Source organism: Nocardioides pacificus (assembly GCF_054775955.1).
Genome location: NZ_BAAHCI010000005.1, coordinates 204535 through 221504 on the forward strand (window position 1 = coordinate 204535; position 16970 = coordinate 221504).

17 protein-coding genes and 1 pseudogene are annotated in these 16970 nt (G+C 72.5%); 7 read left to right on the plus strand and 11 right to left on the minus strand.

Annotated elements, in window-relative coordinates:
• Window positions 1-4: 4 nt before the first annotated feature.
• From ACYU7L_RS03525 to pdhA, 4 genes are read right to left on the minus strand one after another with little or no spacing between them, the layout of a single operon-like run.
• On the minus strand, window positions 5-1006 hold the full coding sequence (locus ACYU7L_RS03525) for a DUF2804 domain-containing protein (RefSeq protein ID WP_460793840.1): 1002 nt from the start codon (window positions 1004-1006) through the stop codon (window positions 5-7).
• Window positions 1007-1050: 44 nt separating this feature from the next.
• Window positions 1051-2520, minus strand: a complete 1470-nt coding sequence (locus tag ACYU7L_RS03530; protein ID WP_460793841.1) for a dihydrolipoamide acetyltransferase family protein — start codon at window positions 2518-2520, stop codon at window positions 1051-1053.
• Window positions 2521-2535: 15 nt separating this feature from the next.
• Window positions 2536-3525 (minus strand): alpha-ketoacid dehydrogenase subunit beta, encoded by a 990-nt coding sequence (locus ACYU7L_RS03535; protein ID WP_460793842.1) that lies wholly within the window; start codon window positions 3523-3525, stop codon window positions 2536-2538.
• Window positions 3522-4664 (minus strand): pyruvate dehydrogenase (acetyl-transferring) E1 component subunit alpha, encoded by a 1143-nt coding sequence (pdhA, locus tag ACYU7L_RS03540; protein WP_460796564.1) that lies wholly within the window; start codon window positions 4662-4664, stop codon window positions 3522-3524. Before pdhA ends, ACYU7L_RS03535 begins: the two co-directional genes overlap by 4 nt.
• Before the next feature lie 237 nt (window positions 4665-4901).
• On the opposite strand from pdhA, the gene ACYU7L_RS03545 reads away from it, so the two are divergent.
• Window positions 4902-5354: an SRPBCC family protein gene (locus ACYU7L_RS03545; RefSeq protein ID WP_460793843.1), complete on the plus strand. Its 453-nt coding sequence runs from the start codon at window positions 4902-4904 to the stop codon at window positions 5352-5354.
• A gap of 34 nt (window positions 5355-5388) precedes the next feature.
• Here the strand turns inward: ACYU7L_RS03545 and ACYU7L_RS03550 are convergent, their stop codons facing one another.
• Both ACYU7L_RS03550 and ACYU7L_RS03555 read right to left on the minus strand, forming a co-directional pair.
• Window positions 5389-6327: a cation diffusion facilitator family transporter gene (locus ACYU7L_RS03550; RefSeq protein ID WP_460793844.1), complete on the minus strand. Its 939-nt coding sequence runs from the start codon at window positions 6325-6327 to the stop codon at window positions 5389-5391.
• Between the two features lie 4 nt (window positions 6328-6331).
• The gene (locus tag ACYU7L_RS03555; RefSeq protein WP_460793845.1) at window positions 6332-7273 is read right to left on the minus strand and encodes a glutathione S-transferase family protein; all 942 of its coding nucleotides are present in this window, start codon (window positions 7271-7273) and stop codon (window positions 6332-6334) included.
• Window positions 7274-7354: 81 nt separating this feature from the next.
• Here ACYU7L_RS03555 and ACYU7L_RS03560 point away from each other — a divergent pair, with 81 nt between their 5' ends.
• Both ACYU7L_RS03560 and ACYU7L_RS03565 read left to right on the plus strand, forming a co-directional pair.
• Window positions 7355-7963 (plus strand): ArsR/SmtB family transcription factor, encoded by a 609-nt coding sequence (locus tag ACYU7L_RS03560; protein ID WP_460793846.1) that lies wholly within the window; start codon window positions 7355-7357, stop codon window positions 7961-7963.
• Window positions 7960-9249 carry an MFS transporter gene (locus ACYU7L_RS03565; RefSeq protein WP_460793847.1) on the plus strand — a complete coding sequence of 430 codons (1290 nt, stop codon included), beginning with the start codon at window positions 7960-7962 and terminating at the stop codon, window positions 9247-9249. The genes ACYU7L_RS03560 and ACYU7L_RS03565 overlap by 4 nt, the downstream gene beginning before the upstream one ends.
• 20 nt (window positions 9250-9269) lie before the next feature.
• Here ACYU7L_RS03565 and hisC read toward each other — a convergent pair whose 3' ends face one another.
• Genes hisC through ACYU7L_RS03580 form a run of 3 tightly spaced genes read right to left on the minus strand, consistent with a single transcriptional unit; the run spans window position 9270 to window position 11941 of the window.
• Window positions 9270-10349, minus strand: coding sequence for a histidinol-phosphate transaminase (gene hisC / locus ACYU7L_RS03570; RefSeq protein ID WP_460793848.1), 1080 nt, complete (start codon window positions 10347-10349; stop codon window positions 9270-9272).
• 24 nt (window positions 10350-10373) lie between these two features.
• Window positions 10374-10964 (minus strand): VanZ family protein, encoded by a 591-nt coding sequence (locus ACYU7L_RS03575; RefSeq protein ID WP_460793849.1) that lies wholly within the window; start codon window positions 10962-10964, stop codon window positions 10374-10376.
• 47 nt (window positions 10965-11011) lie between these two features.
• Window positions 11012-11941 (minus strand): dimethylarginine dimethylaminohydrolase family protein, encoded by a 930-nt coding sequence (locus tag ACYU7L_RS03580; RefSeq protein ID WP_460793850.1) that lies wholly within the window; start codon window positions 11939-11941, stop codon window positions 11012-11014.
• Between the two features lie 144 nt (window positions 11942-12085).
• Here ACYU7L_RS03580 and ACYU7L_RS03585 point away from each other — a divergent pair, with 144 nt between their 5' ends.
• From ACYU7L_RS03585 to ACYU7L_RS03600, 4 genes are read left to right on the plus strand one after another with little or no spacing between them, the layout of a single operon-like run.
• Window positions 12086-12772, plus strand: coding sequence for a GntR family transcriptional regulator (locus ACYU7L_RS03585; RefSeq protein WP_460793851.1), 687 nt, complete (start codon window positions 12086-12088; stop codon window positions 12770-12772).
• Window positions 12769-13158: a phage holin family protein gene (locus ACYU7L_RS03590; protein WP_460793853.1), complete on the plus strand. Its 390-nt coding sequence runs from the start codon at window positions 12769-12771 to the stop codon at window positions 13156-13158. The genes ACYU7L_RS03585 and ACYU7L_RS03590 overlap by 4 nt, the downstream gene beginning before the upstream one ends.
• A gap of 4 nt (window positions 13159-13162) precedes the next feature.
• Window positions 13163-13705, plus strand: coding sequence for a low molecular weight protein-tyrosine-phosphatase (locus ACYU7L_RS03595; protein ID WP_460793854.1), 543 nt, complete (start codon window positions 13163-13165; stop codon window positions 13703-13705).
• A complete protein-coding gene (locus tag ACYU7L_RS03600; protein WP_460793855.1) occupies window positions 13702-14571 on the plus strand; it encodes a fructosamine kinase family protein in 870 nt (289 codons plus the stop codon). Before ACYU7L_RS03595 ends, ACYU7L_RS03600 begins: the two co-directional genes overlap by 4 nt.
• Before the next feature lie 38 nt (window positions 14572-14609).
• Here ACYU7L_RS03600 and ACYU7L_RS03605 read toward each other — a convergent pair whose 3' ends face one another.
• Window positions 14610-16343 (minus strand): SulP family inorganic anion transporter, encoded by a 1734-nt coding sequence (locus ACYU7L_RS03605; RefSeq protein ID WP_460793856.1) that lies wholly within the window; start codon window positions 16341-16343, stop codon window positions 14610-14612.
• Window positions 16344-16352: 9 nt separating this feature from the next.
• A pseudogene (locus ACYU7L_RS03610) lies at window positions 16353-16970 on the minus strand (hypothetical protein); the annotation flags it as partial.

The following is a 16970-nucleotide window of genomic DNA, read 5'->3' on the forward strand; positions in this document are numbered from 1 at the left end:
GGTCTCACCAGCGGTTGCGGGCCTCCTCGGCCCAGCCGACCAGGCCGTCGAGGGCCACCGTCGCGCCGTCGTCAGTCGAGGCCCACCCGCTGAAGTGCCCGAAGAGCTGGTGGGTCTCGGCGCCGACGATGCCGAGGTTGCTGCGGGCCACCCGCTCGTGGAACGGCGTGAGGGTGGCCTCGACCCGACGGCCGCGGATGTGCCAGGGCCGCATCCAGTCGTCGCGGTCGTAGTCCCACATCAGGTCGTCGCCGATCTTGTGCAGCCGGCCGTTGACGAGCAGGGCGTTCTCGGTCGACCCGGTGCCGTCGGTCCACTTGCCGCCGAGCTGGATGCCCAGGCGGCGCCCGCCGACCACGCCGCTGCCTGCCGCCCAGTTCCAGGTGATCGAGTAGGGCCAGCGACCCCGCCCATGGTCGAGGACCGCGAAGGAGCGGGCCGGGTCGACCTCGTGGGCCTTCCCGGCCACGACGATCCGTCCGCTCACCGGGCGGGCGATGTCCTTCACGGTGTACTGGAAGAGCCGGTCGCTCCACGGCACCACCACGCCCAGCGACTCCTGGCCGGGGACCACGGGCGCCATCAGGTCGATGTCGATCCCGACCGCGACGGCCCGGATCCGGGTGCCGGACGGCGTCTGGTCGAACACGATCTCCAGCCCGACGTCCGCGCCCCGCGCCGTACCCTCCCCGCTGCGGTCGGGCAGCGTCACGTCGCGGGCCAGCGGCACGGTCGCGTCGACGGTGCGCTCCTGCCCGGTCGCGCGGTCGAGGAGGTAGATGCCGTGCACCCCCGCGTAGTCCAGCGACGAGACCACCAGCCCCACCACGTGGGTCGGGGTGATGATGCCCCAGTACTCCCAGCGCTTCGTGCGCCCCCACCCCTGCAGGTTGGCCCGGTGCAGCGGCGTGCGCGTCCAGCCGATCGCCTTCCGGTTGAGCCGCCCGTTGGGCAGGCACAGGTCGACGGGCTCGGTGATCTCACGCTCAGACGTGGTGGAGGGCATCTGACTGATCTACCAGACGGGTGGGCGCAGGGCGACCCCTCCGCTCAGAAGAGCAGCGCGCTGCCGGGGTCCTCCATGATCCCGGCGACGTCGGCCAGGAACCGCGAGCCCTTCTCCCCGTCGATGTGGCGGTGGTCGAAGGAGAGCGCCAGCGTCGTGACCTGGCGGACGGCGATCTCGTCGACGCCGTCCCGCTCGACCACCCACGGCTGCTTGCGGACCGCACCGAAGCACAGGATCGCCGACTCACCCGGGTTGATGATCGGCGTGCCCGCGTCGACGCCGAAGACGCCGACGTTGGTGATCGTGAACGTGCCGCCGCTCATCTCGGCCGGCTGGGTGCGGCCCTCGCGGGCGGTCGCGGTCAGCTCGCCGAGCGCTGTGGCCAGCTCGGGCAGGGAGAGGTCCTGCGCGTCCTTGACGTTGGGTACGACGAGCCCGCGCGGTGTGGCGGCGGCGATGCCGAGGTTGACGTAGCGCTTGTAGACGACCTCCTGGGCCGCCTCGTCCCACCACGAGTTGATCTCGGGCGTGCGTCGCATCGCGAGGATCGCGGCGCGCGCCAGCACCAGCAGCGGCGACACCTTGAGGTCACGGAGCTCGCGCCGACCCTTGAGCCGCTCGAGGAGCTCCATCGTCGCGGTGACGTCGACGGTGACCCACTCGGTGACGTGCGGCGCGCTGAACGCGGAGCCGACCATCGCGTTGGCCATCATCTTGCGCACGCCCTTGACTGGCTCGCGGCGCTCGCGCTCGGCGCTGCTCGCTGCCGCCCGCGGCGCGTCGTACGACGTCTGCGCGGCGCCGCTCGCCGCCTGCTCAACGTCCGCTCGACTCACGGTGCCGTGCGGGCCCGTGGGGGTCAGCGAGGAGAGGTCGACGCCGAGGTCCTTGGCCAGCTTGCGGACCGGCGGCTTGGCCAGCATCCGCGCCGACCCGTCACTGGCGCCGCCAGACCCCGGCGTGTCGGTCGAGGGAGTGACGGGTCGCGGGGTGGTGGGTGGGGCTGGGGTGGCGGGGACGGCGGGCTCGTCGGACTCCACGACGGCGTCGGACTGGGCGCCGCCGGCGGAGAAGGCGCCCTGGACCTGCATCTGGGTGGCGGCGGCCGCCTCGGTGGACGGGGAGGCGGAGCCCTTGCGGGCGCGGCGGCGGGCGACCACCTCGCGGGGGCCGTAGCCGACGAGGGTGGGGTTGCCCTCCGGGGGGACGTTGGTGTCGATGGGGTCCGAGCTGCTGGGCGAAGGCTGCGCGACCTGCTCGACCGCCGGCTGTGAGGCGGGCTCGCCGATGGCGATGATCGGGGTGCCGACGTCGACGGTCTGGCCCTCCTCGACGAGCAGGGCGGTGACCTCTCCGGCGTACGGCGAGGGGAGCTCGACCAGCGACTTGGCGGTCTCGATCTCGACGACGACGTCGTTGATCTCGACGACGTCGCCGACCTTGACCTTCCAGGAGACGATCTCGGCCTCGATGAGGCCCTCGCCGACGTCGGGCAGCAGGTATTCAGGCATGGACGGCTCTCCTGCTCAGAACTCGAGGGAACGGTCGACGGCGTCGAGCACCCGGTCGACGTCAGGGAGGAAGGACTCCTCGATCCGCGACGGCGGGTAGGGGGTGTCGAAGCCGCCCACGCGCAGCACCGGCGACTCCAGGGAGTAGAAGCACTGCTCGGTGATCCGCGCGGACAGCTCCGCGCCCATGCCGAGGTTGACGTGCGCCTCGTGGGCGACCACAGCGCGGCCGGTGCGCGACACCGACTCCAGCACCGGGCCCATGTCGAGCGGCGAGAGCGTGCGCAGGTCGATGACCTCCACCGACTTGCCCTCGCCCGCGGCGACCTCGGCCGCCTTGAGGCAGGTCTTCACCATCGGCCCGTAGGCCATCAGCGTGAGGTCGGACCCGCGGCGTACGACGCGCGAGGCGAACAGCGGGGCGGCACTGCTGAGGGACTGCGTCTCGTCGAGCTCGGCCTTGTCGGCGTGGTACTGCCGCTTGGGCTCGAGGAAGATCACCGGGTCGTCGCAGGCGATGGCCTGCTGGATCATCCAGTAGCCGTCGACCGGGTTGGAGCACGCGACGACCTTGAGGCCGGGCGTGTGCGCGAACTGCGCCTCCGGCGACTCGGAGTGGTGCTCGACCGCGCCGATGCCGCCGCCGAACGGGATCCGGATCACGATCGGCATCGGGACCTTGCCCTGGCTGCGGAAGTTGAGCTTCGCGACCTGGCAGACGATCTGGTCGTAGGCGGGATAGACGAACCCGTCGAACTGGATCTCCACCACCGGGCGGTAGCCGCGCATCGCGAGCCCGACCGCGGTGCCGACGATCCCGGACTCGGCGAGCGGCGAGTCGATGACGCGGTCCTCGCCGAAGTCCTTCTGCAGGCCGTCGGTGATCCGGAAGACGCCGCCGAGCTTGCCGACGTCCTCGCCCATCAGCAGGACCTTGGGGTCGTCCTCCATCGCGCGGCGCAGACCCATGTTGAGACCCTTTGCCAGGGTGATCCTGGTGCTCATTTGTGGGCCCCCTCGGTCTCGAAGCTCTCGAGGTACGCCGCGTAGCCGGCCTTCTGCTCGGCGAGCTCGGCGGTCTGCTCGGCGAAGACGTGGTCGAAGATGCTCAGCGGGTCCGGGTCGGGCAGTGCCCGGCACCCGTCGCGCAGTCGCGCCCCCAGGTCGTCGGCCTCGGCCTTGACGGCGTCGAAGAACGCGTCGTCGGCCAGCCCGTTGCGGGTCAGGTAGACCTGCACCCGCGCGATCGGGTCCTTGAGCTTCCAGCGCTCGACGTCGTCGCTCACGCGATAGCGCGTGGGGTCGTCGGTCGTGGTGTGGGCGCCCATCCGGTAGGTGTAGGCCTCGACCAGCGTGGGGCCCTGGCCGTCGCGGGCCCGCTGCAGCGCCGCCTGCGTGACGGCGTACGTCGCGAGCACGTCGTTGCCGTCGACGCGCACGCCGGGGAAGCCGAAGCCGAGCGCGCGCTGGTAGAGCGGGATCCGGCTCTGTCGCTCGATCGGCTCGGAGATCGCCCACTGGTTGTTCTGGCAGAAGAACACGACCGGGGCGTTGTAGGACGCGGCGAAGATGAAGGCCTCGTTGACGTCGCCCTGCGAGGACGCGCCGTCGCCGAAGTGGGCGACGACCGCGGTGTCGCGGTCGGGGTCGCCGGTGCCGACGGCGCCGTCGCGCTGGACGCCCATGGCGTAGCCGGTGGCGTGCAGGGTCTGGGCGCCGATCACGATCGTGTAGAGCCCGAAGTTCTTCTCCGCCGGGTCCCAGCGGCCCTGGTCGACACCGCGGAAGAGGCCGAGCAGGTCGAGCGGGTCGACCCCGCGGCACCAGGCGACGCCGTGCTCGCGGTAGGTCGGGAAGACGTAGTCCTGCGGGCGCAGGGCGCGGCCGGCGCCGATCTGGGCGGCCTCCTGGCCGAGCAGCTGGGCCCAGATGCCGAGCTCGCCGTGGCGCTGCAGCGCGGTGGCCTCGGTGTCGATGCGCCGGGTGAGCACCATGTCGCGATAGAAGCCGCGGACCATCTCCGCGTCCTCGTCGGCGGACAGGCCGGCGCCGAAGGCGAAGTCCGCGTGCTCGACGCGCTCACCCTCGGGGGTCAGCAGCTGGATCAGCTCCGGTCCGCCATCGTGCTGCGAGGGGCCGAACACCTCGACGAGGTCGGGCCCGAACGGCTGCGTGTGGCTCACGATCCACTCCTTCGTGTCACCGCCGACGGGGTTCCCGTCGCCGGAGGGGAAGCGGGTGACGCCGACACGGGGGTGGTGTGCCGTCGAACCCGGCCTAACAGTGTGAGCGGCACCACATTCGTGCACTCAGGGAGAACGTATCGCTCTCGTCCCCCGCGCGCGAATCACCCCTCGGGGAGCGCCCCCTAGAGTCGAAGCATGACCTCACGCATCGTGTCGTCGACGGCCACCGTCGCCGCGCCGCCGTCCACCATCTTCGAGATCCTCGCCGACCCTCGCCAGCACTCCCGCATCGATGGCTCGGGCACCGTCCGCGACGCCCGCAGCGGCGGTCCCGAGCGGCTCAGCCAGGGCGCGCGCTTCGGGATGGACATGAAGATGGGCGCGCCCTACCGGATCACCAGCAAGGTGGTGGAGTTCGAGGAGGGTCGCCGGATCGCGTGGCGCCACCCCGGTGGCCACGTGTGGCGCTACGTGCTCGAGCCCGCCGGTGAGGACACCTTGGTCACCGAGAGCTTCGACTACGCGAGCGTGCCGGGGGTGCAGGCCAAGGTCTACGAGCTGCTCGGCATCCCGAAGCGCAACCTGCGCGGCATCGAGGGGACGCTCAAGCGCCTGGGCGAGGAGGCCGCGAAGGACGCCCGCGGCTGAGCCTGCCGGTTGGTGGGCCCCGCCGATGGGCCGGTCAGTGGGCCTCGCCGAGGTCCTCGTGCTCGAGGTGACTCTCCGGCTCGACCTGGAACGTCGCGTGGCGCACGTCGAAGTCGGCGGCCAGGCAGCTGCACAGCCGGTCCAGGATCCCGCCGAGGCCGTGCTCGGCGAGCGCCTCGTCGGTGACGGTGACGTGCGCCGAGAGGCTGGGCAGCCCACTGGTGATCGTCCAGGCGTGCAGGTCGTGGACGTCGGTGACGCCGGGCATCGCCAGCAGGTGTCGCCGTACGTCGTCGAGCTCCAGGTCGGCGGGGGCGATCTCGAGGAGCACCGCGACCGACTCCTTGGCCAGCGCATAGGCCCGCGGCAGGATCAGCACGGCGATCAGCAGCGAGGCGATCGCGTCCGCGCGCAGGAAGCCGGTGGTCAGGATGACGACGCCGGCCGCCACCGCCAGCACCGATCCCCACAGGTCGGCGAGCACCTCCGCCGCCGCGCCGCGCAGGTTGAGCGAGCCCGTGTCCGACCGGCTGAGCACCAGCAACGACACCGCGTTGGCCACCAGACCGACCGCCGCGAAGGCGATCATCGGTGCGGCGTCGACCTCCTGAGGGTCGGCCAGCCGGGAGATGCCGGCGTAGGTCACGTAGCCGCAGACCCCGAGCAGCACCAGCGCGTTGAGCAGCGCCGCGAGGATCTCGGCGCGGTGGTAGCCGAACGTCGAGCGCGGCCCGGGCGCCATCCCCGCGACGTACGACGCACCGAGGGCCAGCACGACCGCGCCGGCGTCGGTGGCCATGTGGCCCGCGTCGGCCAGCAGGGCCAGCGACCCGGTGACCCAGGCGCCGACCAGCTCGACGACGAGGACGACGCCGGTGACGAGCAGGACCACCTTCAGCCGGGTGCGGTCGGCTGCGCGCCCCCGCGCGTGTCCTCCCCCGTGACCAGCCCCGTGCCCGTGCCCTGCACCCATGGGTTCAGCCTAGGGACGCCCGCCCGTGCTCGCTGGTCCAGTCCGTCACGTCGGGACCCTTCGGGATGATCCCGGACGGGTTGATGTCGGTGTGCACGACGTAGTAGTGCGCCTTGATCTGCTCGAAGTCGATCGTCTCGCCGAACCCCGGGGTCTGGAACAGGTCGCGGGCATAGCCCCACAGCGCCGGCATCTCGCTCAGCCTGTTGCGGTTGCACTTGAAGTGGCCGTGATAGACGGGGTCGAAGCGCACCAGCGTCGTGAACAGCCGCACGTCGGCCTCGGTGATCGCGTCGCCCATCAGGAACCGGCGCGTCGTGAGGCGCTCCTCGAGCCAGTCCATCGCCGTCCACAGCCGGTCGTAGGCCGCCTCGTAGGCGTCCTGGGAGCCGGCGAACCCGCAGCGGTAGACGCCGTTGTTGACCTCGGTGAAGATCCGCTGCATCACCTCCTCCATCTCCTCGCGGCACTCGTCGGGCCAGAGGTCGGGCGCGTCGGGCTTGTGGAACTCGCTCCACTCGAAGAAGAGGTCGTGGGTGATCCACGGGAAGTCGTTGGTGACCACCTTGCCGCTGCTCACCTCGACCATCGCCGGCACGGTGATCCCGCGCGGGTAGTCGGGGAAGCGCGCGAAGTAGGCCTGCTGCAGCCGCTCGATGCCCAGCACCGGGTCGACGCCGCCGGGGTCGAGGTCGAAGGTCCAGCTGCGGGAGTCGTGGGTCGGGCCGGGGGTGCCGAGCGAGATCACGTCCTCGAGTCCGAGCAGGTGGCGCACGATGATGGACCGGTTGGCCCAGGGGCAGGCCCGGGCCGCGATCAGGCGGTAGCGGCCCGGCTCGACCGGCCAGCCGTCGCGCCCGTCGCGCGTGATCCGGTCCGGGATGTAGTTCATGTCCCGGTCGAAGGGCTTGCCCTTCTCGACGTACGTCGGGGTGTGGTCGCTCATGCGCCCATGGTGCCAGCGGACACCTACATCGGATCACAAAGACCTCTTTGCAAACACTCCTGTGCGATCTAGTCTGGGCCGATGCAGCTCTCCTCGATCACCCCCGACGCCACCGCCCTCAAAGCGCTGAGCCACCCCGTCCGCCTGCGGATCCTGGGGCTGCTGCGCTCGGACGGGCCGGCCACCGCCACCACGCTCGCGGCCCGGCTCGGGATGAACTCGGGCGCGACGTCCTACCACCTGCGCCAGCTCGCGCAGCACGGCTTCGTGGTCGACGACGCCGAGCGCGGCAACGGCCGAGACCGCTGGTGGAAGGCCGCCCACCAGTCCACGCGGACCAACCCGCCCGCCGCGCCGGAGGAGCGCGAGGCCCACGACGCCTTCGCCCAGGCGGTCGCGGTCGTGCACACCGAGATGCTGCAGCGTGCGGTCGAGGAGCGTCCGCTGGTGCCGGCCGCGTGGCAGGGGGCCTCGACGCTGAGCGACTGGAGCGTCCGGCTCACCCCGGCCCGGGCGCAGGCGCTGCTGGAGGCGCTCGTGGCCGTGGTCGAGGACGTGGAGGAGGAGCCGGGCGAGGACGGCGCCGCCGACTACACCGTCGTGCTGCACGCCTTCCCGCGGCCCGGGCGGATCGCGACCGAGGGTCCGGCCGAGGCCGCAGCTGAGGGCCCCGCCGAGGAGGAGCGTTGAGCGTCGCTCGCCACCACGTCCCGCTCTACGGGTGGCTGACCTCGGAGGCGATCTCGCTCACCGGCACCCGGGTGTCGATGATCGCGATCCCCTGGTTCGTGCTCACCACCACCGGCAGCGCGACCCAGACCGGACTCGTCGCCTTCGCCGAGATGGCCCCGCTGGTGCTTCTCAAGGCACTCGGCGGCCCGATCATCGACCGGCTCGGTCCGCGCCGGGTGAGCATCGGCTGCGACCTGGCGAGCGTGCTCTTCGTGGGCTCCATCCCGCTGCTGCACGGCCTCGACCTGCTCAGCTTCCCGCTGCTGCTCGTGCTGGTCGCCCTCGCCGGCGCCTTCCGCGGCCCCGGCGACGCGGCCAAGCACGCCTACGTCCCGGTCCTGGTGGAGCATGCACGGATCCCCCTGGAGCGGGCCACCGGACTCTCCTCGACCGTGGAGCGGACGGCCGGGATGCTCGGCGCCGCCCTCGCCGGCGGGCTGGTGGCACTGGTCGGCGCCGCCAACGCGCTCATCGTCGACGCCCTGTCGTTCGGGGTGGCGGCGCTGGTGCTCGCCTGGTCGACCCGGCGCGTGGGCCCACCGCGTCGTACGACGCAGCAGGGGACGGCTGACGGGTCCCACGGCTACTGGAGCGACCTCCGCGTCGGCTGGGACTTCCTGCGCCGCGACCGGGTGCTGGTCGCGATCTCGGCGATGGTGGCGGTGACGAACCTGCTGGACATGGCCTACTCCGGGCTGCTGGTGCCGGTGTGGGCGAAGGAGTCGGGGGCCGGCGCGGGCGTGGTCGGCCTGGTCTTCGCGGTGTTCAGCGGCGCCTCGATCGCGGGGTCGCTGGCCGCGGCCGCCTGGGGGGCCCGACTCCCGCGGTTCCGCACCTACCTGTTCGCGTTCCTGCTCTGCGGGGCGCCACGCTTCGTCGTCCTGGCGCTGGAGTCGCCGCTGTGGGCGGTGCTGGCGGTCAGCGTCGTCGGCGGCGCCGCGGCGGGCTTCATCAACCCGGTCCTCGGCGCGGTGATCTTCGAGCGCATCCCCTCGCACCTCGTCGGCCGGGTCACCTCGCTGACCACCGCGCTGTGCTACCTGGGGATCCCCTTCGGGGCCCTGATGGCGGGCGTCCTGGTGAGCTGGCTGGGGCTGGGCTGGGCGCTGGTCGCGTGCGGTGCCGCCTACCTCGTCGCGACGATGGCGCCCGCGGTCGACCCGGCCTTCCAGGGCATGGACCGCCGGCCCGCGCAGCCCCGGACCGAGACGCCGGCCGAGGCGGAGGACTCGGCCCGGCGCTGACGCCTCCCCACGGGCCGGCCTCAGCCGGCGAAGCCGCGGGCGACCTCGACCAGCCGGTCGTTGGCCTCGGTCTCGCCGATCGTCACGCGGACCCCCTCGCCGGCGAACGGGCGGACCGTGACGCCGGCCTCCTCGGCGGCCGCGGCGAACTCCGCGGTCCGCTCTCCCAGCGCGAGCCAGACGAAGTTCCCCTGCGCCTCGGGCACGTCCCAGCCGGCGCCGGCCAGGGCGTCGACCACGCGGGCCCGCTCCGCCACCAGCGCCTCGACCCGCTCGAGCAGCTCCGGCTCCGCCTCGAGGGAGGCGATCGCCGCCGCCTGGGCGACGCCCGACACCCCGAACGGCAGCGAGACGGCGCGCAGCGCGGCCGCCAGCGGCGCCTGCGCCACGGCGTACCCGACCCGGAAGCCGGCCAGGCCGTAGGCCTTGGAGAACGTGCGCGTCACGACGACGTTGGGGTGGGCGCGGTAGGTCGCGATCGCGTCAATCGGGTCGGCCATCCGGACGAACTCGGTGTAGGCCTCGTCGACCACGACCAGCACCCGCGACGGCACCCGGGACAGGAACGCGTCGAGCTCGGCCTGCGCGACCGAGGGGCCGGTGGGGTTGTTGGGCGTGCAGACCAGCACCACCTTGGTGCGCTCGGTGACCGCGTCCGCCATCGCGTCGAGGTCGTGGCGCCCGTCGGCCGTCACGGGCACCTGCACGGACGTGGCCGCCGCGGCCGCCACCGCGATCGGGTAGGCCTCGAAGGAGCGCCAGGCATAGACGACCTCGTCGCCGGGCTCGCAGAAGGCGTTGAGCAGCTGATAGATCAGCGCGACCGAGCCCGTGGCCGCCGACAGGTCCTCGGCCGGCACGCCGAGCCGCTCGGCGAGCGCGGCGTAGAGCGCCGCGTTGCCCATGTCGGGATAGCGGTTCATCTCCGCCACCGCGCGGTGCGCCGCCTCGACCACGCCCGGCAGCGGCGGGTAGGGGTTCTCGTTGGAGGAGAGCTTGTACGTCGTGATCCCCGGGCGCGCTGTCGGCGGCCGGCCGGGCACGTAGGCCGGGATCCGCCCGACGTTGGGGCGGGGCTGGGGGGTCTGCTGCTCGGGCATGCGGGTCAGGCTAGTCCCCCCGCCTCAGCGCCGGGGCCGCCAGTCGCGGCGGAACTGCCACGGTCGGAGCACCACCGCGAGAGCCAGCCCGATCCCCACGCCGAGGATGGCTCCGGTGACGTTGTCGACGACGTCGGTGACGTCGCAGGCGCGGTCGATGCGGGCCAGCTCGAGCTGGGTGTACTCGATGCCGGCCGAGTAGGCCGCGAGCAGGCCGAGCCCGAGGGGCACCAGCAGCCAGCCCGCGCGCCAGCGCGCGGCGGTCAGCACGAGCAGCACGCCGGACGGGACGAACAGCGCGGTGTTGAGGGTGCGCTGACCACCGTCGAAGATCCAGAAGCCCTCGGGGGCGGGCCCGCCGATGTCCCACGAGCAGCCCGGCAGGCGGCCGTCCGCCGACACCACGTCGGTGGCCGCCTGGGCCGGGATCAGCGTGACCAGCGCGATGACCACCAGCGACCAGAGCAGTCCGGGCAGCGCCCAGCCGGTGACCCAGCCGACCCAGCGCCGCAGCAGCAGCGCGACGAGCGCGAAGAAGACCCCGGAGACGGCGGCGCCGAGCACCATGAACTCGACCCCGCCCACCGGGACCCCGCTCGCCGCCATGACTGTCATGGCGGCGAGGCTAGCGCCGTCCCCCTGGTGCGTCGCACTCCTCGGGGTCAGGCAGCGACCTCGGCGTCGCCGGCCGGGATGACGACCTCGCCGCCGGGGACCAGCGGCAGGTCGCGCCCGAGGGTGACGTCGAGCGGGTTGGTCAGGCAGCGGATCGAGCCGCCGCCCTTGTGGAACTCCGACAGGTCGAGCAGCACGATCTCGAAGCCCCACTCCTCGAGCTGGGCGCGGACCCGGTCGGGGCAGGCCGGCATCACGACGGTGCGGCCGATCACGACGGAGTTGGCGCAGAACGTCAGCGCCTCCTCCTCGGTGAGCACGAGCGGCTCGGGCACCAGGTCGAGCAGCGCCTGCGCACTGGCCTCGTCGAAGGCAGACGGGCAGACCATCGCCCGGCGCGCGTCGAGCGGGTGGAAGGCGAGGTCGAGGTGGTACATCCCCGGGTGCGTGATCCGCACACCGCGGACCCGGACGTCGAGCTCGGCGGCGAGGTGCTTGAGGCCGAGCTCCTCGGTGCGCGGGCCGTAGCCGACGACCAGGGCGTCACCGAACGCGAAGGCGTCGCCGGCCTCGAAGTGCGCGCCGACGCCGTCGCGACCCACGTACGACGTGGTCCAGCCGCGCTCGGCGAACCACGGCTGGGCGCTGGCGCCCTCCATCCGGCGCTCGGGGAAGCGCATGTGCGACATCACCACGTGGCGGCCACCGTCGGGGCGGACGACGCCGAGGCCGAGGTTCATCGCATAGACCATGTCCGGCGCGTCGGCGCGCTGCTCGATGACGTCGACCTCGGCGCCGAGGGTGCGCAGCGTCTCGACGAGCGTGGCCCACTGCTGCTGGGTGCGCTCGGGGTCGGGCTGGTCGCGCACGTCCATGAAGGGGTTGATCACGTAGTCGACCCGGAAGTGGTCGGGGCGGACCATCGCGTAGTGGCGGCCCCAGGCCAGTGCGGTCGTGTCGGGTGCGCGGTCGGTCATGTTCATCCCCTTCAGGGTCATCTCGTGGCGGCAGGTCGTCCGATTGTCTGACAATCAGACGACCCAGTGTGCGGGACCGGGGTGCGCGTGGCAAATTGTTGTCGGACAATGTGACGGAACCCCCTCAGCGAGCAGAAGAGAGCCATGACCGACCAGTTCGGCACGCTGCGCCTGGACCACTCCTCGACCGTCGACCGGGCGGTCGGCGAGCTGCGCCGAGCGGTCTTCGACGGCGAGCTCGCCTCCGGTACGCCGCTGCGCGAGGTCGCCCTGGCCGAGTCGCTCGGGGTGGCCCGCTCCACGGTCCGCGAGGCGCTGGCGATCCTGGTCGCCGAGGGCATCGCCACCCGGGAGCCGCACCGGGGCGTCTCCGTCGCGACCACCCACCCGGACTCGGTCCGGGACGTGATCCGCGCCCGCGCCGTGCTCGAGGGAGCCGGTGTCCGCCACTGGCGTGAGGCCGCGCCGGAGGACCGTCGCGCCGTACGCACAACGCTCGAGGCCTACACCCACGCCGTGCGCGAGGGGGCGTCCTACCAGGAGCTCAACGAGCGGCACCTGACCTTCCACGTCTCCCTCGTCGGGCTGCTGGGCTCGCCCCGGCTGATCCACCTGGCCGACAACCTCGTCACCGAGCTCAAGCTGGCGCTCGCCCAGATCGACCGGATCCGCCGCAACGCCCACGACCAGGCCGACTCGCACACCCAGCTGGTGCTGCTGCTCGAGGCCGACGAGGTGGACGCGGCCGCGGACTACCTCGACCAGCACCTCGCCGACGCCGAGCGCGACATCATCTGGGCATTGGGGCTGAGCCTAGGATCGCCCACGTGACGAAGTTCCTGCTCTGGCTGCTGACCAACGCGGCCGCCGTGGCCGTGGCCGCTCTGCTCTTCGACGGGATCTGGTTCGACGGTCCCACCTCGGGTCAGGACGAGCTCACCGACAAGATCGGGCCGCTGCTGCTCGTGGCGCTGATCCTCGGCATCGTGACGGTCTTCGTCGAGCCGGTCGTGAAGTTCTTCTCGCTGCCCTTCATCGTGCTCACCGTGGGGCTGTTCCTGCTGGTCATCAACGCCTTCATGCTCAAGCTGACGGCATGGGTCGCCGAGCAGGTCGACGTGGGCTTCCACGTCGAGGGCTTCTGGACCGCGCTGCTGGCGGCCCTGGTGATCACGCTCGTGACCGGCTTCATCGACGTCGCCGTCGACGATGACTGACCCGATGCCTGACCCGACGCGTGGGCCGAAGCTGCCCGCTCCCCTGGGGGACGGCACGCCGTACCGCATCGTGCTCGTCTGCCTCGGCAACATCTGCCGCTCGCCGATGGCCGACGTGGTGCTGAGCCAGCGCGTCGCGGACGCCGGGCTCGCCGACCGGGTCGAGGTGCTCAGCGCCGGCACCGCCGACTGGCACGTCGGCAAGCCGATGGACCGGCGGGCGGCGGCCAGCCTGACCGCCGCCGGGTACGACGCGACGCGGCACCGCGCAAGGCAGTTCGCGTCGGTCTGGCTCGAGGAGCACGACCTCGTGCTGGCGATGGACGCCCAGAATCTGGCCGACATCCTCGATCTGGCGGTGTCCAGCGACATCGACCGGGTCCGGCTGTTCCGTGACTTCGACCCGCGCGAGCCCGGCGGGGAGGTCCCGGACCCGTACTACGGTGGGGACGAGGGTTTCGAGGAGGTGCTGGGGATGGTCGAGCGGACGAGCGCCGCCCTGGTCGCAGCGCTGTCCACCATGCTGGAGCGGGACGCGTCAGGGTGACCCGCCAGCCGCTGGTCGCCCGTCGCGCCGAGGAGCTCCTCGGCTGCGCCGTCGCGGCCACGGCCCCCGTCGCCGGCGGTGACGTCGCGACGGCCACCCGACTGCGGCTCAGTGACGGTCGGGTCGCGCTGATGAAGACCCACCCCCACCCTCCGGACGGGATGTTCGCCGCCGAGGCGCGGGGCCTGCGCTGGCTCGCGGCGGCCGGCGGGGTCGCGGTCCCCGAGCTCCTCGCGGCCGCGGACGACTGCCTGATCCTGCGCTGGATCGAGCCCGGCAAGGCCACCACCGACGCCGCCACGTCGCTCGGCCGGGCCCTGGCCGCCACCCACCTCGCCGGGAACCCGACGTACGGCGCGGAGCACGACGGCTTCATCGGCCTGCTCCCGCTGCCCAACCGGCCGGCGCCCACGTGGGCGGAGTTCTTCGCGACCAGGCGGGTGCTGCCCTACCTCAAGCTCGCGCACGGGCGCGGCGCCGTCACCGACGAGCAGGCCGCGAAGATCGACCGGCTGGTGCGGCGACTGCCCGCCCTGGTCCCCGAGGAGCCCCCGGCCCGCCTGCACGGCGACCTGTGGAGCGGCAACGTGCTCTGGGGCGGCGACGGCACGACGTACCTCATCGATCCGGCCGCCCACGGCGGACACCGCGAGAGCGACCTCGCGATGCTGGCGCTCTTCGGGCTGCCGAACCTGCAGCGCGTGCTCGAGGCCTACGTCGACGAGTCCGCCGCCCGCGGCCGGCCGCTCGAGCCCGACTGGCCCGACCGGCAGGGGCTGCACCAGCTGCATCCGCTTCTCGTGCACGCGTGCATGTTCGGCGGCGGGTACGGCGCGCGGGCCGCGGCGGTGGCCGACCGGTTCTGATCGGGGGCTTCAGGGCCGGCGGCTCAAGGGCGGGGGCTTCAGGGCGGGGGCTTCAGGGCGGGCGGGAAGCCGTGGCGCTCGGCGTACCACTCCTCGTAGGCCGCCACGGCCGTCGGCAGCGTCATGAAGATGCGGCCCGGCCCCACCTTCTCGACGAAGTCGGCGGCCTGAAGTGCATCGCGCAGGTCCTGCTTGACGCGCGCCATCGCGAACTCCACGCCCTGCTGCGCGAGCGTTCGTCGTACGTCGTCGAGGGCGTCCACGGCCGTCAGGTCGACCTCGACGATCGCCTCGGCGTTGAGCAGGAGCCACTCGGTGGGCGTGTCCGCGTCGGCGACCGCGGCCAGGCACCGGCGACGGAAGTTCTCGGCGTTGGCGAAGAAGAGCGGCGCGTCATAGCGGTAGACGACCAGCCCGGGCACCCGCCTGCTCTCGGGGTAGTCGTCGATGTCGTGCATGCCGGCGAGGCCGGGCACATAGCCGAGGACACCGTCGTGCGGCTTCGCGATCCGGCGGAGCAGGTCGAGCAGCGACAGGGCGACGGCGACGCCGATGCCGGGGAGCACGCCGAGCAGCAGCACGGCGGTCGTGGTCGAGAGTGCCAGCACCAGCTCCGAGCCCCGGAAGCGCGCGATCCGGCGCAGCTCGGCGAGGTCGATCAGGCGGAGCGCGGCGTAGACGACGACCGCCCCCAGGGCCGCGGTCGGGAAGGCCGCGAGCACCGGGCTGAAGAGCAGCATCGTGGTGACGACCGTGACCAGCGCGACCAGGGAGTAGAGCTGGGTGCGGCTCCCCATCGCGTCGCCGATCACGGTGCGGCTGCCGCTGCTGCTCACAGGGAAGCCCTGGAAGAGGCCGGCCGCGACGTTGGCCACACCGAGGGCCAGGAACTCCTGGTCGCTGTCGATGCTCTCGTGCCGCTTGGTCGCGAACGCGCGACCGGTGAGCACGTTGTCGGAGTAGGCCACCACCATCACGCCCGCGGCGGCCGGGACCAGCGAGGCGAAGGCCAGCCCGCTGAAGTCGGGGATCTGCGGGCCGGGCAGGCCGCGAGGGATGTCGCCGACGACCGCGATCCCGTCGGACTCGAGGCCGAGGACCGCCACCGCCGCCGCTCCGAGCAGCATCGCGATGAGTGGGCCGGGCGCGCGCGGGAAGGCCCAGTGGGCGATGACGAGGAGCGCGAGCACCAGGACCGCCAGGATCAGCGTGGGCAGGTGCGTCTCGTTGACGCGCTCGGCCACGAAGCGGACCTTCGCCAGGCTCGAGTCGCCCTCCACGTCGATCCCGGTCAGCGTGCCGAGCTGGCTGACGATCATGAGGACGGCGATCCCGGCCATGTAGCCGATCAGCACGGGGCGCGACAGCAGGTCCGCGAGGAACCCCAGCCGGCCCAGCCACCCGAGCAGGCACAGCGCTCCCACGACGACGGCCAACGCGGCCGCGGCCTCGGCATAGCGGACCCCCGCTCCGCCGACCAGAGCCCCCACTGCGGCCGCCGTCATCAGTGACGTCGTGGACTCCGGCCCCACCGAGAGCTGCCGCGACGACCCCAGGAGGGCATAGACGACGAGGGGCGCGAGGATCGCCCAGAGTCCGGCCACTGCGGGGAGTCCGGCCACCTCGGCGTAGGCCATCACCTGCGGCACCAGGTAGGACGCCACCGTGATGCCCGCCAGGACGTCGCCGCGCAGCCAGCCGCGCTCGTAGTCGCGTGCCTGTGCCACCCCCGGCAGGAAGCGGAGGATCCCGCCCGCCGGCCCGGTGCCCATGGATCGAAGTTAGCGCCTCGCGTCTGCGGGCGGGTCCGTTCCAGGGTCGTAGTGATCACGGAGCTGGCGCCAGGTGAAGCGGTGGGTGCGGATGCCGTGGGTGAGGTGGTGGGCGGTGCGGGCGTCGATGGGGTGGGTGCCGTGGGAGTCGACGAGGCGGTGCAGGCCGTGGGGGGTGCGCCACAGGTAGACGCCTGGGCCGGTCTGGGTGAGGTGGTAGCCCAGGTGGGTCTTGGCGCGGTGGGTGGTGCGGGACAGGGGTGCGGTGTTGTGCTCGCCGGTCTGGCCCGGTGGGGCGGGGTCTCGTCCGGTCGGGTGGCGGTAGGGGGTGGCGTGGTCGAGGTCGAGGCGGCGGCTGATCCGGGTCGCGTGGGGGAACACCTCGCCGGGGGTGCGCAGGGTGATCCGCTCGCGCATCGCGACGGGGTGCTCGTAGGCGTTGACCGAGGTGCTCTCGCGGAGGTCGATGACCGGTTTGAGGGTGATCTGGGTGTGCCCCAGCAGCTCACGCAACTGGCTGAGGGCGAGGGGGCCGAGGTCCTCGACGCGGGCGACGCCGGGGACCAGCCCGGCCAGGGCGGCCTCGTGGAGGTGGACGTAGAGCACCGCGCCCGGACGCAACCGGGC

What these genes read in the sequence shown, in the direction of transcription:
- ACYU7L_RS03545 (WP_460793843.1), top strand. Translation starts at nt 4,902, where the DNA reads ATGACCTCACGCATCGTGTCGTCGACGGCCACCGTCGCCGCGCCGCCG.
- hisC (WP_460793848.1), bottom strand. Translation starts at nt 10,349, where the DNA reads ATGCCCGAGCAGCAGACCCCCCAGCCCCGCCCCAACGTCGGGCGGATC.
- ACYU7L_RS03550 (WP_460793844.1), bottom strand. Translation starts at nt 6,327, where the DNA reads ATGGGTGCAGGGCACGGGCACGGGGCTGGTCACGGGGGAGGACACGCG.
- ACYU7L_RS03535 (WP_460793842.1), bottom strand. Translation starts at nt 3,525, where the DNA reads ATGAGCACCAGGATCACCCTGGCAAAGGGTCTCAACATGGGTCTGCGC.
- ACYU7L_RS03575 (WP_460793849.1), bottom strand. Translation starts at nt 10,964, where the DNA reads ATGACAGTCATGGCGGCGAGCGGGGTCCCGGTGGGCGGGGTCGAGTTC.
- ACYU7L_RS03530 (WP_460793841.1), bottom strand. Translation starts at nt 2,520, where the DNA reads ATGCCTGAATACCTGCTGCCCGACGTCGGCGAGGGCCTCATCGAGGCC.
- ACYU7L_RS03560 (WP_460793846.1), top strand. Translation starts at nt 7,355, where the DNA reads ATGCAGCTCTCCTCGATCACCCCCGACGCCACCGCCCTCAAAGCGCTG.
- ACYU7L_RS03555 (WP_460793845.1), bottom strand. Translation starts at nt 7,273, where the DNA reads ATGAGCGACCACACCCCGACGTACGTCGAGAAGGGCAAGCCCTTCGAC.
- ACYU7L_RS03595 (WP_460793854.1), top strand. Translation starts at nt 13,163, where the DNA reads ATGCCTGACCCGACGCGTGGGCCGAAGCTGCCCGCTCCCCTGGGGGAC.
- ACYU7L_RS03605 (WP_460793856.1), bottom strand. Translation starts at nt 16,343, where the DNA reads ATGGGCACCGGGCCGGCGGGCGGGATCCTCCGCTTCCTGCCGGGGGTG.
- ACYU7L_RS03525 (WP_460793840.1), bottom strand. Translation starts at nt 1,006, where the DNA reads ATGCCCTCCACCACGTCTGAGCGTGAGATCACCGAGCCCGTCGACCTG.
- ACYU7L_RS03580 (WP_460793850.1), bottom strand. Translation starts at nt 11,941, where the DNA reads ATGACCGACCGCGCACCCGACACGACCGCACTGGCCTGGGGCCGCCAC.
- ACYU7L_RS03585 (WP_460793851.1), top strand. Translation starts at nt 12,086, where the DNA reads ATGACCGACCAGTTCGGCACGCTGCGCCTGGACCACTCCTCGACCGTC.